The 16079-nt window shown below is 48.1% G+C and carries 10 protein-coding genes; 8 read left to right on the forward strand and 2 right to left on the reverse strand.

Features of this window, described 5'->3' with window-relative positions; all coding sequences use genetic code 11:
* Positions 1-58: 58 nt before the first annotated feature.
* The gene (locus OIM59_RS16770; RefSeq protein ID WP_303897809.1) at positions 59-2497 is read right to left on the reverse strand and encodes a glycoside hydrolase family 2 TIM barrel-domain containing protein; all 2439 of its coding nucleotides are present in this window, start codon (positions 2495-2497) and stop codon (positions 59-61) included.
* Between the two features lie 140 nt (positions 2498-2637).
* Here OIM59_RS16770 and leuS point away from each other — a divergent pair, with 140 nt between their 5' ends.
* From leuS to OIM59_RS16795, 5 genes are all read left to right on the forward strand, one after another.
* Positions 2638-5472, forward strand: coding sequence for a leucine--tRNA ligase (gene leuS / locus OIM59_RS16775; protein ID WP_303897811.1), 2835 nt, complete (start codon positions 2638-2640; stop codon positions 5470-5472).
* 72 nt (positions 5473-5544) lie between these two features.
* Complete coding sequence (locus tag OIM59_RS16780; protein ID WP_072543685.1) at positions 5545-6441, forward strand: YitT family protein; 897 nt, start codon at positions 5545-5547, stop codon at positions 6439-6441.
* Positions 6442-6549: 108 nt separating this feature from the next.
* A complete protein-coding gene (locus tag OIM59_RS16785) occupies positions 6550-9141 on the forward strand; it encodes a glycoside hydrolase family 2 protein (RefSeq protein ID WP_303897815.1) in 2592 nt (863 codons plus the stop codon).
* Positions 9142-9157: 16 nt separating this feature from the next.
* Complete coding sequence (locus OIM59_RS16790; RefSeq protein WP_303897816.1) at positions 9158-11494, forward strand: family 20 glycosylhydrolase; 2337 nt, start codon at positions 9158-9160, stop codon at positions 11492-11494.
* Between the two features lie 152 nt (positions 11495-11646).
* A complete protein-coding gene (locus tag OIM59_RS16795; protein WP_299168002.1) occupies positions 11647-12237 on the forward strand; it encodes a non-canonical purine NTP diphosphatase in 591 nt (196 codons plus the stop codon).
* Here the strand turns inward: OIM59_RS16795 and OIM59_RS16800 are convergent.
* The gene (locus OIM59_RS16800) at positions 12234-13220 is read right to left on the reverse strand and encodes a winged helix-turn-helix domain-containing protein (protein ID WP_303897818.1); all 987 of its coding nucleotides are present in this window, start codon (positions 13218-13220) and stop codon (positions 12234-12236) included. The genes OIM59_RS16795 and OIM59_RS16800 overlap by 4 nt on opposite strands.
* A 276-nt stretch (positions 13221-13496) precedes the next feature.
* Here OIM59_RS16800 and OIM59_RS16805 point away from each other — a divergent pair, with 276 nt between their 5' ends.
* The 3 genes from OIM59_RS16805 to OIM59_RS16815 all read left to right on the forward strand — a co-directional run bounded on the left by OIM59_RS16805 (position 13497) and on the right by OIM59_RS16815 (position 16067).
* Positions 13497-14072 (forward strand): hypothetical protein, encoded by a 576-nt coding sequence (locus tag OIM59_RS16805; RefSeq protein ID WP_303894447.1) that lies wholly within the window; start codon positions 13497-13499, stop codon positions 14070-14072.
* Positions 14059-14415: an IS66 family insertion sequence element accessory protein TnpB gene (tnpB, locus tag OIM59_RS16810; protein ID WP_177865198.1), complete on the forward strand. Its 357-nt coding sequence runs from the start codon at positions 14059-14061 to the stop codon at positions 14413-14415. The genes OIM59_RS16805 and tnpB overlap by 14 nt, the downstream gene beginning before the upstream one ends.
* Positions 14416-14492: 77 nt before the next feature.
* Complete coding sequence (locus tag OIM59_RS16815) at positions 14493-16067, forward strand: IS66 family transposase (RefSeq protein ID WP_299170862.1); 1575 nt, start codon at positions 14493-14495, stop codon at positions 16065-16067.
* The last annotated feature ends 12 nt before the right edge of the window (positions 16068-16079 follow it).

The following is a 16079-nucleotide window of genomic DNA, read 5'->3' on the forward strand; positions in this document are numbered from 1 at the left end:
ATAAAATGCCCCGTATCAGCCGACTGGTACGGGGCATTGTTATGGTATAAGGAGGGTTTTATTCTACGTTGATTTGAAGTTTCCCGGTTTTTATGCCTTGTGCGCTGACCTGCAGTTCGAGTATTCCCTTTTCCTCTCCTGCCTGTACAATAGCAGTCAGCATCCCATTGAAGGCATGCATTTGAGGCAGGTGGAACAAGTCCAGACAGGTCGGGTCGCCATTGGCAGAGGCCTTGTAGCTTCCGGCACCTTTTACTTTGAATTTCACCAGGCGCATGTCGGTGGGGCAGAGGTTCCCGTCTTTGTCTACAATGCGTACGGTTACGTAGGCCAGATCTTTTCCGTCGGCTTTCAGCGATTTCTGTGCAGGAATCAGTTCAATGTGATGCGGCTTTCCTGCTGTACGGATTGTTTTTTCCGCTTTGGCGGTACCAGCTTCATCGTATGCCACAACTTTCACTTCTCCTGGTTCGTAAATGGCATGCGGCCACATCAGGCGGTAGCGGTTTTCCACCGTTTGGCGGTTCTTGGTCTGCTTTCCGTAGCTTTTCCCGTTGATGAAAAGTTCGGCTGTCGGATAGTTGGTATAGACGAATACGGGCACCTCCTTGCCTTCCCGTCCTTTCCAGTTCCAGTGCGGGAGAATGTGCAGGGTTTCTGCCTGCTTGTTCCATACACTGCGGTACAGGTAATAACGGTCTTTCGGAATAGAAGCCAGGTCGATGATACCGAACATGGAACTGTGGTTGGGCCATGCGTTTGTGTCGTACGGACTGGGTTCACCCAGGTAGTCGAAACCGGTCCATACAAACTGTCCCAAGGTCCATTCATGGTCGTCTGCCAGGGCGAAGTCGATGTCGGGAATGTTGGACCACGAGCAGTATTCCAAGTCGTAGGAAGACGACTGATGGTCTTCATATTTGGCGTCTGCTTTCCGTTCGGCAGGGAATTTATACACGCCGCGGGAGCTGACGGTCGAAGAAGTCTCTGAGCCTAACACCAAGTTTTGTGGCAGCCGCTGATAGGCTTCCTCGTAGCGGTGTGCCCGGTAATTGAATCCCGGAATGTCGAGCATGGCAGCAAATCCGTTGTCCAATACACAATCTACCTGGTCCATACCGCAGGTAACCGGACGGGTGGGGTCTTCGCGGTGACAGATGTCTTGCAGGAATTTGGCCACCTTATAGCCTTCGGCACTGCACTGGGTGGGCACCTCATTTCCGATACTCCACATCACCACACAAGGGTGGTTACGATACTGTTGCAGCATGTTCACCATGTCTTTTTCCGCCCATTCGTTGAAGTAGCGGTGGTATCCGTTGTCGCATTTGGCGATGTCCCATTCATCGAAGGGCTCAATCATCATCATGAAACCCATTTCGTCGCAGAGACTGACCAGTTCGGGAGCCGGCATGTTGTGGGCCGTACGGATGGCGTCGCATCCCATGTCTTTCAACAGGGTAAGTTGGTGGCGTAAGGCCGAAACATTGATGGCTGCTCCCAGCGGGCCTAAATCGTGGTGATTGCATACGCCTTGGAATTTACGGTGTTTTCCGTTCAGGAAAAAGCCCTTGTCGGCCACGAACTCGATGGAGCGGATGCCGAAGCGGGTGGTATAGGTATCAGTGAGTTTCCCGTCAACATAGATTTTGGAGACAGCCTGATAGAGTACGGGCGTTTCCGGTGACCATAATTGTGGCTTTTCCACGATAAAGTTCTGTGTGAAAGGTTGTCCATGGTTGATGCGTCCTTCGTTCTTTTTGCTGGCCACTTTCTGTCCGTCGGGAGAAAGAATATCCGTTTCTACGGTAATTTTTTCTTTTCCCACGTTGTTTAGTGTGGTGCGGAGGCAGACGGATGCATAGTCGGTAGCCACGTGAGGAGTGGTGATTTGAGTACCCCACACAGGCACGTGTACCTTCTCCGTGGTAACCAAGTGGACGTTCCGGTAGAGTCCGGCTCCAGGATACCAGCGGGAAGACTGGGGACGGTTTTCCAGACGTACCGCCAATACGTTGTCTTTCCCGTCTTTATGCAGGAATTCAGTTACATCGCAGTGGAAAGAATTGTAACCGAACGGCCAAAAGCATGCTTCTTGTCCGTTGACATATACATGGGCCTCGCTCATGGCACCGTCGAAAATCAGTGTGGTCTTTTTGTCGGGGTCTGCATCAAATCGCGTGCGGTACCAGCCCACTCCCACGTAGGGAAGTCCGCCGGTACGTCCGGTTTTTACCGAAGCCTGTTTCTCGAAGTTTTGGGTAATGGCTATGTTCTGCAGGTCGTTGCTGCGGTCGAACGGTCCGTAGATAGCCCAGTCGTGAGGAACACGGACCGATTCCCATTGCGCGTCATTGAAGGTGGGGGAGGCGGCTCCGGAAGCTTCTCCTTTATGGAATTTCCAGCCGGTTTCCAGAAGTTGTTCGTGGCGTTGTGCGCTGAGGCTGCATACGCTGCAGAGCAAGACAGCGAGCAGGAAGAGATTACGGATGTGCATAGATTTTTAAGATTAGGTTTTCATTTATCAGGCAAAGATAAACTTTTCGGTCGAAACTATCCTTATTTATTGCTGAACTCTTACTATATTTGCGGAGAATTTGGAGAAATACGTAAAAATCAATCATATAATATTTCGATATGGAATATAATTTCAGAGAAATTGAAAAAAAATGGCAGCAAAGATGGGTGGACCGAAAGACCTATAAGGTTGTCGAGGATGAATCCAAAAAGAAGTTCTATGTGTTGAACATGTTCCCTTATCCTTCGGGAGCCGGCCTTCACGTAGGTCATCCGCTGGGATACATTGCCAGCGACATTTATGCTCGCTATAAGCGTTTGCAGGGATTCAATGTGTTGAATCCGATGGGATACGATGCATACGGTCTGCCTGCCGAACAATATGCTATTCAGACGGGACAGCATCCGGCAGTCACAACTGCGGTCAATATCGCCCGTTATCGGGAGCAGCTGGACAAGATTGGTTTCTCGTTCGACTGGGACCGTGAAGTGCGTACCTGCGAGCCGGGATATTACCACTGGACGCAGTGGGCTTTCCAGAAGATGTTCAACAGCTTCTATTGCAATTCTTGTCACAAGGCTCAGCCTATCAGCAAGCTGGTGGCACATTTTGAAAAGGACGGTACGGACGGCCTGGATGTAGCTTGCAGTGAGGAACTGCATTTCACTGCCGAAGAGTGGAAGGCTAAGACGGAAAAGGAACAGCAGGAAATCCTGATGAACTACCGTATTGCTTACTTGGGTGAGACCATGGTAAACTGGTGTCCGGCGTTGGGTACCGTACTGGCCAACGATGAGGTGGTCGACGGGGTGTCTGAACGTGGAGGCCACCCGGTGGTACAGAAGAAGATGCGTCAGTGGTGTCTGCGTGTGTCTGCTTATGCACAGCGTCTGCTCGACGGACTGGAAACGGTGGATTGGACCGATTCTCTGAAAGAAACGCAGCGGAACTGGATTGGCCGTTCAGAAGGAACGGAAGTCCGTTTCAAGGTGAAAGACAGTGATTTGGAATTTACCATCTTTACGACCCGTGCCGATACCATGTTTGGGGTGACTTTCATGGTACTTGCACCTGAAAGTGAACTGGTTCCGCAGTTGACTACCGAAGCACAGCGTGCGGAAGTGGAAGCTTATCTGGAACGCACAAAGAAACGTACCGAGCGTGAACGTATTTCCGACCGTCGGGTAACCGGTGTGTTCAGTGGCTCGTATGCCGTGAATCCGTTTACGGGTGAGTCCGTTCCGGTATGGATCAGTGATTATGTATTGGCCGGATACGGTACAGGTGCCATCATGGCCGTACCTGCACACGACAGCCGTGACTATGCGTTTGCCAAGCATTTCAATCTGCCGATTGTCCCGTTGGTAGAAGGTTGCGATGTCAGTGAAGAAAGTTTTGATGCCAAGGAAGGTATTGTCTGCAACTCTCCGAAAGCCGGTGTGACTCCTTATTGCGACTTGACCTTGAACGGTTTGACCATCAAGGAAGCCATTGCCGCTACCAAGAAATATGTAAAAGAACATAACCTGGGACGTGTGAAAGTGAATTTCCGCTTGCGCGACGCCATCTTCTCTCGTCAGCGTTACTGGGGTGAACCGTTCCCGGTTTACTATAAGGACGGTATGCCGTACATGATTGACGAGAACAAACTTCCATTGGAATTGCCGGAAGTTGCCAAATTCTTGCCGACCGAAAGCGGGGAACCTCCATTGGGACATGCTACCCGTTGGGCTTGGGATGTGGAAAAAGGTGAAGTGGTGGAAAACTCCAAGATTGACAATGTCACGGTATTTCCGCTCGAACTGAATACCATGCCGGGATTTGCCGGTTCAAGTGCTTATTATCTGCGCTACATGGATCCGCACAACGACAAGGAACTGGTTTCTGAAAAAGCTGACCGCTACTGGCAGAATGTTGACCTCTATGTGGGAGGTACGGAACATGCGACCGGTCACTTGATTTATTCTCGTTTCTGGAACAAGTTCTTGTTCGACCTGGGTGTCAGCATCAAGGAAGAACCGTTCCAGAAGCTAGTGAACCAAGGAATGATTCAGGGTCGAAGCAATTTTGTATATCGTATCAAGGATACCAATACGTTTGTGTCACTGGGCTTGAAAGACCAGTATGACGTGACTCCGCTGCACGTGGATGTGAATATCGTATCCAATGACGTGCTGGATGTGGAAGCCTTCAAGAACTGGCGTCCGGAATACCACAATGCAGAATTCATCCTCGAAGACGGCAAGTACATCTGCGGCTGGGCAGTGGAAAAGATGAGTAAGTCTATGTACAACGTGGTCAATCCGGATATGATTGTAGAACGTTATGGAGCCGATACCTTGCGTATGTACGAAATGTTCCTCGGTCCGGTGGAACAGTCCAAACCGTGGGATACCAATGGTATCGACGGAGTACACCGTTTCCTGAAGAAACTCTGGAACTTGTTCTATGACCGTCAGGGCACTTTCTTGCCTGCCGAAGGAGAGGCGACCAAGGAAGAACTGAAATCCATTCATAAGCTGATTAAGAAGGTGACAGGCGATATTGAAACCTTCTCTTACAATACGTCCATCAGTGCGTTCATGATTTGTGTGAATGAGCTGACGGCCTTGAAGTGTTGCAACAAGGAAGTGATGAGCGACCTTGTGGTGCTGCTGGCTCCGTTTGCTCCTCACTTGGCAGAAGAATTGTGGGAAGCACTGGGGCACACCACTTCTGTATGTGATGCGCACTGGCCTGCATTCAACGAAGAATACCTGAAGGAAGACAGCGTGAAATACACCATTTCGTTCAACGGAAAGGCGCGTTTCACTATGGAATTCCCTGCCGATGCAGACAATGAAACCATCCAGGCTGCGGTAATGGCTGAAGAACAGTCGCAGAAGTGGATTGACGGCAAGACACCGAAGAAGGTGATTATCGTGCCGAAGAAGATTGTGAACATTGTACTTTAATTTTTTATTTTTCATCCGGAACAAGAAGGGAAAGGCTTCCCCTTCTTGTTCCGGATGATTTTTTGTTTGTCTATGGAAACATTATTGAAGAAGAAATTAGGAAGAGAGTCAAGGGACTATCTGGCCATTACTTTTGGCCTGATTTGTTATTCCATTGGCTGGGCGGCCTTCATGCTTCCGTATCAGATTACGACGGGAGGTGTGACGGGTATTGCGGCCATTATTTATTATGCGACGGGCATTGAAATCCAGGTTTCTTATTTTGTCATCAACGCGGTTTTCTTGGGATTTGCCTTGAAGATTTTGGGTCCGAAGTTCAGTATCAAGACTATTTTTGCCATTTTCATGCTGACTTTCCTGCTCTGGTTTTTCCAGATGATTCTGAAGGATGAAAACGGGAACCTGCCGCAGTTGTTGGGACCTGGACAGGACTTCATGGCTTGTGTGATAGGAGCTGGGTTGTTGGGCTTCGGTATCGGTATTGTCTTCTGTAACAACGGAAGTACGGGAGGTACGGATATTATTGCATGGATTATCAACAAGTATAAGGACGTTACTTTGGGGCGGATGATGATGTATTGTGATATTGTCATCATTTCTTCGTGCTACTTTATCTTTCACGACTGGCGCAGGGTTTTGTTCGGCTTCTGTGTACTGTTTATCATGAGCATTGTGATTGATTATGTCATCAACAGCACACGCCAGTCTGTACAGTTCCTGATATTTTCCCGCAAGTATGAAGAGATAGCCGAGGGAATAGCTACCCAAGTGGACCGTGGGGTAACATTGCTCGATGGAAAAGGCTGGTACAGCAAGCAGGATATTAAGGTTGTGGTGGTATTGGCTAAAAAGAGAGAGTCACTCGACATCTTCCGTCTGGTAAAAGACATTGATCCCAATGCGTTTATTTCGCAAAGTAATGTGGTCGGAGTATACGGGGAAGGCTTTGATAAACTTAAAGTAAAATAAACATTTCCCTAAGATAATTAAAATAAAAGTGGGTTTTCCCGTTTAATTTGTTTTATCGGGAAAACTTACTTTATTTTGTAGATTAATAATGATACTTAAATCTATAGCGTGAAAAAAATATCCAAGTTTATTCTGATGGCAATATTATGTTTGGCCAATGCCTTCGGAAATTATGTGTGGGGAAAAGACTTACCTCAAGTCCGTCCGTTGCATACGGGCTGGGAATTTTCAATGTACGGCAGTAACGAATGGTTGACGGCTGAAGTTCCGGGTACGGTTCATCAGGATTTGTTGGCTCATGACAAACTGCCTGATCCGTTTTATGGCATGAATGAGGAGAAAATACAGTGGGTCGAAAAAGAAGACTGGCTGTATCGGACGTCGTTTGTGTTAAGCGAGGAAGAGATGGGTGCAGAAGGTACGTTTCTGGTATTTGAGGGATTGGATACTTATGCAGATGTCTTTTTAAACGGTGCCTTGTTGTTACAAGCAGACAATATGTTTGTCGGTTATCGGGTACCTGTCAAATCCGTACTGAAAAAGGGTGAAAACAAACTGGTGATACGTTTCCGTTCACCCATTCGGGAGGCGATGCCCCAATGGGAAAGTAACGGATTCGATTATCCGGCAGACAACGACCATTTCCCACAGAAATTAAGTGTGTTTACCCGTAAAGCTCCCTATTCTTATGGCTGGGATTGGGGAATCCGTATGGTGACCTGCGGAATCTGGCGTCCTGTGTATCTGGAGTTTGTCAGTAAGGCGGTGGTAGAGGATTATTTTGTGCTTCAGACCTCGGTCAGTGCAGCCCGTGCAGAGGTAGACAATCAGATAGAGATAAATAATATAGGCGATGATAAGCAGCAGGCTCTGGTCCGTGTCACCTATCGTTATCCGCACGAAGCAGATAAGAGTATAGAGAAAAAGGTGGAGTTACAGCCGGGACGGAATACCGTATCGCTCCCTTTGTCGGTGGAGTCGCCGCATTTGTGGATGCCCAACGGCTGGGGAGAGCCTGCGTTGTATGAGTTTGAAGCGTCGGTGTGGGTCGACGGACAGCTGGTTTCGCAGAAAAGTCATCAGATAGGGCTCCGGCAGGTACGTGTGGTACAAGAGAAAGACAAAGAGGGAATGAGTTTCTATTTTGAGGTAAACGGCGTTCCGATGTTTGCCAAAGGTACCAACTTGATTCCTTCCGATGCCTTACTTCCGCGGGTGACTCGTGCTCGTTATGCTCGTTTGCTGGAAGATGCACAAACCTCTCACATGAATATGATACGTGTATGGGGAGGAGGCATTTATGAAGATGACGCCTTCTTTGAAGAGGCCGACAAGCGGGGAATCCTCATCTGGCAGGATTTTATGTTTGCTTGTACCACGTATCCGCACGACCCGGCTTTCCTGCATAGGGTGTCGGAAGAAGCCGAATACAATATCAAACGATTGCGGAATCATGCCTCATTGGCTATGTGGTGTGGCAACAATGAGATTTATGAAGGCCTGCGTTATTGGGGCTGGAAAGAAAAATATACACCGGAAGTCTATCAGCAGATGCTGAAGGGATACGATGTGCTTTTCCGCCATCTTCTGCCGGAAAAGGTGAAAGAGCTGGATCCGGGACGATTCTATCTGGAGGGGTCTCCCTATGAGGCCAACTGGGGAAGACCGGAAAGTTGGAAGATAGCCGACAGCCACAACTGGGGTACCTGGTATGGCCAGAAGCCTTTCGAGAGTCTGGATACGGAAATTCCCCGGTTTATGAGCGAATATGGGTTTCAGGCCTTCCCGGAAATGAAAACCATCCGTACGTTTGCTTCTCCGGAAGACTATGAGCTGGAATCTCCGGTGATGAACGCACATCAGAAGAGTACCATCGGGAATGCCTTGATAAAAAAGACGATGGCCCTCTATTATCCGGTACCGGAGAAGTTTGAGGACCTGGTGTATATGGGACTTGTCTTGCAGGGGCAGGGTATGCGTCATGGCATGGAAGCGCATCGGCGGAATCGCCCGTATTGTATGGGGAGTCTGCCTTGGCAGCTGAATGATAGCTGGCCGGTGGTTTCCTGGTCGGCCATCGATTATTACGGTAACTGGAAAGCCATGCAGTACCAGACCCGACGAGCTTTTGCTCCTGTGTTGGTGAATGCCATTCGGGAAGGCGAAAAATTGCGCGTGTACGTGTTGTCCGATTGCCTGAAGGCAGAAAAAGTGACCTTGCAACTGGAGTGGACTGACTTCCAGGGAAAGGTACATCGTCGGCAACAGGTAGAGGGGACGTTGCCGGTCAATGCTTCGGAAGTCTTTTATGAGGAAGACTGGCAGAAGGCTTTTGCAGCCTGTGATACGACGGCTTCCTACTTGCGCATGACATTAAAGGGAAAACAAAGCCGGAAAGTGCTTTCGGACGAAGTGTATTATCCGGTATATCCAAAGTACCAGCGTTTGCCGAAAGCCAAGATTTCTTGTAAGAAAGTCCTGAAGGACGGGACTTGCGAGCTGACGTTGAAGTCCAGCCAGCTGGCCCGTGATGTATTTATAGAAATACCGGTGCAAGGAGTACGTTTTTCAGATAATTTCTTTGACCTGTTGCCGGGAGTGACCAAGAAAGTGACGGTAACCTCGGCCGACGGAAGTCCCTTGGAAGATTTTACGATGGAAATACATCAGCTGAGTGACATTGCAAATTCTAATTATTAACCTTTATATTATCAACATGAGACCATTTTCAAAAATGAATTGCTTGGGGTTGGCATTCGCAGGAATGTTGGCAACCTCGTGTGCGGATAGTCCGACCGCTGTGGCAGACTATCAGATTGTGCCTATGCCATTGGAAATTACAGCGGCACCGCAAGGCTCGTTTCTTCTGAAAAGCGGAGAAACAATTTACTATCCTGTCGGAAATGAAAAGATGAAGAAGAATGCCGAGTTCCTGGCTACTTTCATCAAGGAGCAGACGGGCATTACACTGAAAACACAGGAAGGTGACAAAGAAGAGGGTATTGTATTGAAGTTGGGGCTGGAGGCCAACTCTCCGGAAGCTTATCAGCTGATTGTGGACGGCAAGAAGGTGATGATTACCGCTCCTTCGGAAGCCGGTGTGTTCTACGGTATCCAGACTTTGCGTAAGTCTGTGTCTGTACATGAAGGAAGGGGGGCCATTGAATTGCCCGCAGTAGAAATCAACGACAGTCCACGCTTCAGTTATCGTGGAATGATGCTCGACGTAGGCCGTCACATGTTTACGGTGGATGAGATTAAGACGTATATCGACATGTTGGCGTTGCATAACATCAACCGTTTCCATTGGCACCTTTCAGAAGACCAGGGATGGCGTATTGAAATCAAGAAATATCCGAAACTGACCGAAATCGGTTCCAAGCGTAGTGAAACGGTCATCGGACGCAATTCGGGCGAATACGACGGAAAACCTTACGGCGGTTTCTATACCCAGGAACAGGCCAAGGAAATTGTGGCCTACGCGGCAGAACGTTACATTACGGTAATACCGGAAATCGACATGCCGGGACACATGCAGGCAGCTTTGGCAGCTTATCCGGAACTGGGATGTACAGGTGGTCCGTATGAAGTATGGCGTATGTGGGGTATCTCCGACAATGTGCTTTGTGCCGGAAACGACAAGACCATCCAGTTTATCAAGGATGTGTTGGCTGAGATTATCGACATCTTCCCTTCCAAATATATTCATGTAGGTGGCGACGAATGCCCGAAAGTGAAGTGGGAGACTTGTCCGAAGTGTCAGGCCCGTATCAAGGCTTTGGGTATCAAGGGCGACAGCAAGCACTCCAAGGAAGAATATTTGCAGAGCTATGTGATTCATGAAGCGGAGAAGTTCCTCACCGAGCATGGACGGAACATGATTGGATGGGATGAAATCCTGGAAGGTGGACTGGCTCCGAATGCCACAGTCATGTCTTGGAGAGGCGAAGCGGGAGGTATTGAAGCAGCCCGTCAGCAGCACAACGTCATCATGACGCCGAATACTTACCTGTATTTCGACTATTATCAGGCAAAGGATACCGACAATGAACCGCTGGCCATCGGTGGCTATCTCCCGATTGAAAGAGTGTACAGCTACGAACCGATGCCTGCTGCCCTTTCGCCGGAAGAACAGAAATACATCACGGGTGTACAGGCCAATCTGTGGACCGAATACATTCCTACGCTTGCACAGGCGCAGTACATGGTACTGCCGCGTATGGCAGCCCTCTGCGAAACCCAGTGGAGTGCTCCTGAAAAGAAGAAAGATTATCAGGGATTCCTGAAACGTGCGGCTCGTCTGACCAAGATTTATCAGCTGAAGGGCTGGAACTATGCGACTCATATCTTTGATGTGAACGTGAATATTGTGCCTAATTCAGAAACCGGTAAACTGGATGTCAGCGCTACTACGATTGATGAGGCTCCGATATACTATACACTCGACGGAACCGAACCTACGGCTTCTTCTACCAAGTTTGAAGGCAGTCTGAGCATTGATGCGGCTTGTGTATTGCGTATGATGGCCGTGCGTCCGGAAGGCAATTCCCGCGTGACGCTCGACAGCATCTCGTTCAGCAAGTCTACTGCAAAACCGATTACGATGCTGCAGCCCATTAACAAGCCCTATGAGTTCAAGGGAGCTGTGACGTTGGTAGACGGTATGACCGGTAACCGGAATTACAAGACCGGCCGCTGGATTGCGTTCTACAAGAATGATATGGAAGCCGTCATCGATTTGAAGGAAGCTACGGAAATCAGTTCCATGACCCTGCGTACTTGTGTGGAAAAAGGCGACTGGATTTTCGATGCCAGAGGTATTACGGTGGAGGTGTCTGATGACAACAAGACCTTCAAGAAAGTGGCTTCGGAAACTTACCCGGCCATGACCGAGAAGGATGCCAACCGGATTTATACGCATACGCTGAAGTTTACACCGGTAAAGGCCCGCTATGTGAAAGTGACCGCTTTGTCTGAAAAGAATATTCCGGCATGGCACGGAGGAAAAGGCAATCCGGGTTATCTGTTTGTGGATGAAATCGTATTGAACTAAACCGACAGTTCTTTTATAACGATAAAGGTCTGGCTTCCCGTATGGGGAGTCGGACCTTTTTTATTTGCAGTTTTTGAGAGGAGCATTTGAATTGTCGGCCGGCGATATGTATCTTTGTACCTGTAAATGTGATTATTTAGAAAGACTGCATGATGAAAAAGAAGTTGGTTTTTGCCACGAACAATGCCCATAAGCTGGACGAAATACGTGCCATATTGGGTGAGAAAGTAGATATCTTGAGTTTGAAGGACATCCATTGCGAGGCAGATATTCCTGAAACGGCAGACACCTTGGAGGGAAATGCGGCACTCAAGGCGGAGTATATTTATCAGCACTACGGTCTGGATTGCTTTGCAGACGATACGGGTCTGGAAGTAGAGGCGTTGAACGGGGCACCCGGTGTGTATTCGGCACGCTATGCGGGCGGTGAAGGACACGACTCGGAGGCCAACATGAAGAAGTTGCTGACCGAACTGGAAGGAAAAGACAACCGGAAGGCACAGTTCCGTACGGCCATCTGCCTGATAGAAGGAGGACAGTCGCACCTGTTTGAGGGAATCGTGAAAGGTGAAATCATCCGGGAGAAACGGGGAGCCTCAGGCTTTGGTTACGATCCGGTGTTTGTACCCGAAGGCTATGCTGAGACTTTTGCCGAGATGGGGGCAGAAGAAAAGAATAAAATCAGCCACCGGGCAAGAGCCGTACAGCATTTGTGTGAATACCTGAACGGACAGCCTTCTTAATTTGAAACATTATCCGCAGTAAGCGTACACTTCAAATAATATCCCCGTCCTTTGACGGTGACAATCCGATAATCCGGGAAGTCTTGCAGGACTTTCCGGATGGTTTGTATATGGGCCTCCAGCTTTTCGTTCGCCTGCGGGTCGTGCGGCCAGCAGACGGACGTGATTGCTTCCCGGTCGACACATTCTCCATTCTTCTCCCACAACTGATGGAGAATCTGTAAATCCAGACGGGAGATGGCACATTGTATGCCGTCGATGAGGAGGACCTGATGCGTCAGGTCGATGTAGAGGCCTTTTGCAGGCTTTTTCTGCCGTTTTTTATAGCGTAGGTAAAGCAATACGCCTCCGGCGAACAGCACCAGGAAAAAGGTACCATAATAAGCCACAGGGATATAACGCAACAGCGTAAGGAGGTCGTAGTCTGCCCACCCCTGCAGCTGGAGACTGTGCGTCAGATCGAGCTGATAGACGGGTGTTCGATAAGCTGAGGCTGTCGGCAGGATGCCTGCCCGTGTTTGGGTACGGGCCTGCTTGTGGATATAAAACACTCCGGCCATTCCGCTGATGTGTCTTTGGGCGAGCTGTGCCTGGAACAGTTGGTTGATTTGCTCGGCATCGGCTGGCAGAATATCGTCCAGCAGGTATTCATTCAGCAATTTCCGGGCAGTGGCTTCCGGAAGGCTGTCCTGAAACACGTAAGTTGTTTTTTTCTCCAGGGTCTGGAGGGTATAACTCTTGATTTTCCGATTGGATACGGGAGCGAGGAGATAGGCCTTGAGCGCAGGGTCTACGTATAGTCTGTTGTCTGTCTGAAAAGTATTTAGACGGTCCTCATAATGCAAGCGTTCGGCTTCCCGTAAAGCCTTGTTGATGGCCGTGTGAACCTGTGTCCGGCTGCAGCGGAAGGCGATGCCGCAGATGGCAATGCAGGCACGGAAAAAAACGGCGGCAAACAGGAGTATGATAATTTTTTTTTTCATGACAGCTTCTTTGAGGGCAAATTAAACGAAAAAAAGCGGGAATTCAAAAACATGACGGCATTCATGAAAAAGTGGACTTGCCTGTTTTAGGTTTCCCAGTCAGGAAACATACGTTTCTCGGTGCGAAAACGTACGTTTCGTGTAAGGAAAACATACGGTTCCGCATCGGAAAACGTAAAAAAGAACGAGGCCTTGTCAGGAAAATGGTACAACCGTCCGCGATAGCGTCTTGTAGTCTGCCTGTAGTAATTCTAACTTTGCCATAAAATTTTAGATATGGTAAAAATAGAATACTACAGGCAGATTTTTTCTGCTTTTAAAGAATTATGTTCATCTGGCAAACAATCATGCTCCTTTCGTGAATATTGCCGCGGGCATGGTGTCAATTATTACAGGATGTATCTGATATTGAAGGAAGAATACACAAGCTTGAATGATGTTCCCGGATATACAAGAGGAAGTTGTCTGAAGTTTCGTTGTTCTCAGGCTTACGAAGAATTTAAGTCCCTCTGTGCCGATGGCAGACAACCGGGACGCTTTATTGATTATTATAAAGGTTTTGGAATAACAAGGAAACAGATGAAGGACTTTCTGTGGCGCAACAGACTCCGTGTTTCGGATTTGCCCGGATATACAAGTCCCCATACATGTCGAAGTTCCCGGTATAAGGAAATACCTTTTGAGGATGTGATATTTGAGGAAGCCGGTTTTCTTCCTGCAGAAAGCTGCAATGTGATTACTGTCAGGGTAGATGGCAATGTGGAAGTAAGCTTTCCGGAAGATACGGACTTGTCTGTTATTGCGAAGTTTATCCGTAAAATGGGAAAGGAGGTCACTCATGTGGAGCCTTGATTCATGTCTGCATCTGTGGGTCTGTCAGCATCCTGTATCCATGCGTTATGGCATCCGTGGTCTGACACAAATGATATGGTCGTGGAAAGGACATTCTCCGGCTTCGGGGGATGTATATGTGTTTTTCTCACAGGACCGTAAGACCATGAAGGCATTAAAATGGGACGGCGACGGTTTTTTGATGTACACTAAAAGACTGTCCCAAGGGCGTTTCCGTGAGGTGCTGAAAAACGGTGATGGCAGCGTCCGCAGGTTTCAATGGGATGACTTCTACATGCTGATGAGGGGGCTCACACCTGTAAAAGTAACTGTCGAAGAACGCTTTAGAATGGCTGCAAGGTAGTATATATAATATTGATAATCAAATAATTAAATCTATAAGAAGTTGCATAAATCCGCCTTTTTTCGTAACTTTAAAGCATGAAAAAGGATGAACTGATAGAACTTTTGCAACGCCAGAACGGCTTCCTTCAGGGCAAACTGGAGGAAGCCTTATCATCTGTCCGTTCACTGACTTCAGCCAACGAGAGACTGACTGCCACGGTTGAAGAACTGAGAAAGCAGATAACCTCTCTGGAGGAAACTCTCAAAGGAAAGGACATTGAACTCAGCAAGGAAAAAACTGTCCGTCAGGCAATGCGCCGTCTGCAGGAATCTCCCTCGGAAAGACAGACCGGACAGATGCTCCCCAAATCTGATGTTCCTGAACAGAAGATACAAAAGAGACATACAAACAACGGTGCGAAGAAAAAGACACATCCGGAATGTGAGATTGAAACCTTTGATGTAGAACCTGACGACCCGGGGTTTGATCCGGAACTGGCCAGATATATGTGTACATGCGATGTCGTGCGTTATTCAATGGTTCCCATGCGCTTTATCAAGACAATCTATAAGGTCAAGAAGTATGTTCAGAACGGTACAATCTTCAAAGGTTCTGTTCCGGCAACTCCGCTGCTGAACTCCCAATACACTTCCTCTTTTATCGCAGGTCTGGCGGAGTTGCGCTATCTGCACGGAATGCCGCTTGAAAATGCGGTAGAATACTTCCGCTCACACGGCTTCGATCTTGATAAGGGTACCGCCCGGAAGCTTGTCAGCAAAACCAAGGTTCAGCTTGAGAACCTTTATAAGGCTCTTGCAAAGGCAATCCTTGAGGACAACTATATCTGTGGTGATGAGACTTATCAGAAAGTACGTCTGCAGACAGTCACTGATTCAGGGAAGAAAATAAAGAAAGGATATATCTGGGTGTTTGTCGGTATGACCACAGGTCTGGTGTATTTCTTTTATGATGACGGATCACGTTCGGCTGAAGTCTTTGAAAATGAAATAAAAGGATTTAACGGAGCCTTCCAGTGTGACTTTTACTCCGGATACCGTCATATCGGAATCGGCAATCTGAAAGGAATAAAAAGACTTCCATGCCTGCAGCATATAAAACGGAAGTTTCTGGATATAAAGGATAGTACTATTGCCCAGCAAATGGCCAAGCGCTTCGGCCTATTGTATCACTTCGAGCATAAACACAAAACAGGAAAGGACGGATGGACTGACGAGGACCACCTTCAGTGGAGGCAACGCTACTCAAAAGTGATGATTGAAAAAATCTACAGAGGATTGATTGAGATTAAAGACCGTCCGGGGATACCTCCTGATGATTCTCTTAATGCCGCCGCCGATTATGCGCTGAAACAGTGGCATGAAATACCGGCAATCTTCTCTTCTCCTAAATACAGGCTTGACAACAATGAAGTTGAACGAATAAACAGGTATATATCACTGACACGAAGACGTCTGACAATAGGCTCTCATACAGGAGCCGAAGTGGCGGTGTTATATCACTCATTAGCCATAACATGCCATAGATGTGGAATAAACATCTTTGAATACTTCTGCGACATTATAGACCGTTGTGCCGCATGGCCTCCTAATACTCCTATAGATAAATATCGTGATTTGCTTCCGGATAGATGGAAGAAGATGAAAAGATAGCCGCCCAAAAAT

The sequence above is a fragment of the Bacteroides mediterraneensis genome (genome assembly GCF_025993685.1).
Taxonomy (GTDB): Bacteria; Bacteroidota; Bacteroidia; order Bacteroidales; family Bacteroidaceae; genus Phocaeicola; species Phocaeicola mediterraneensis_A.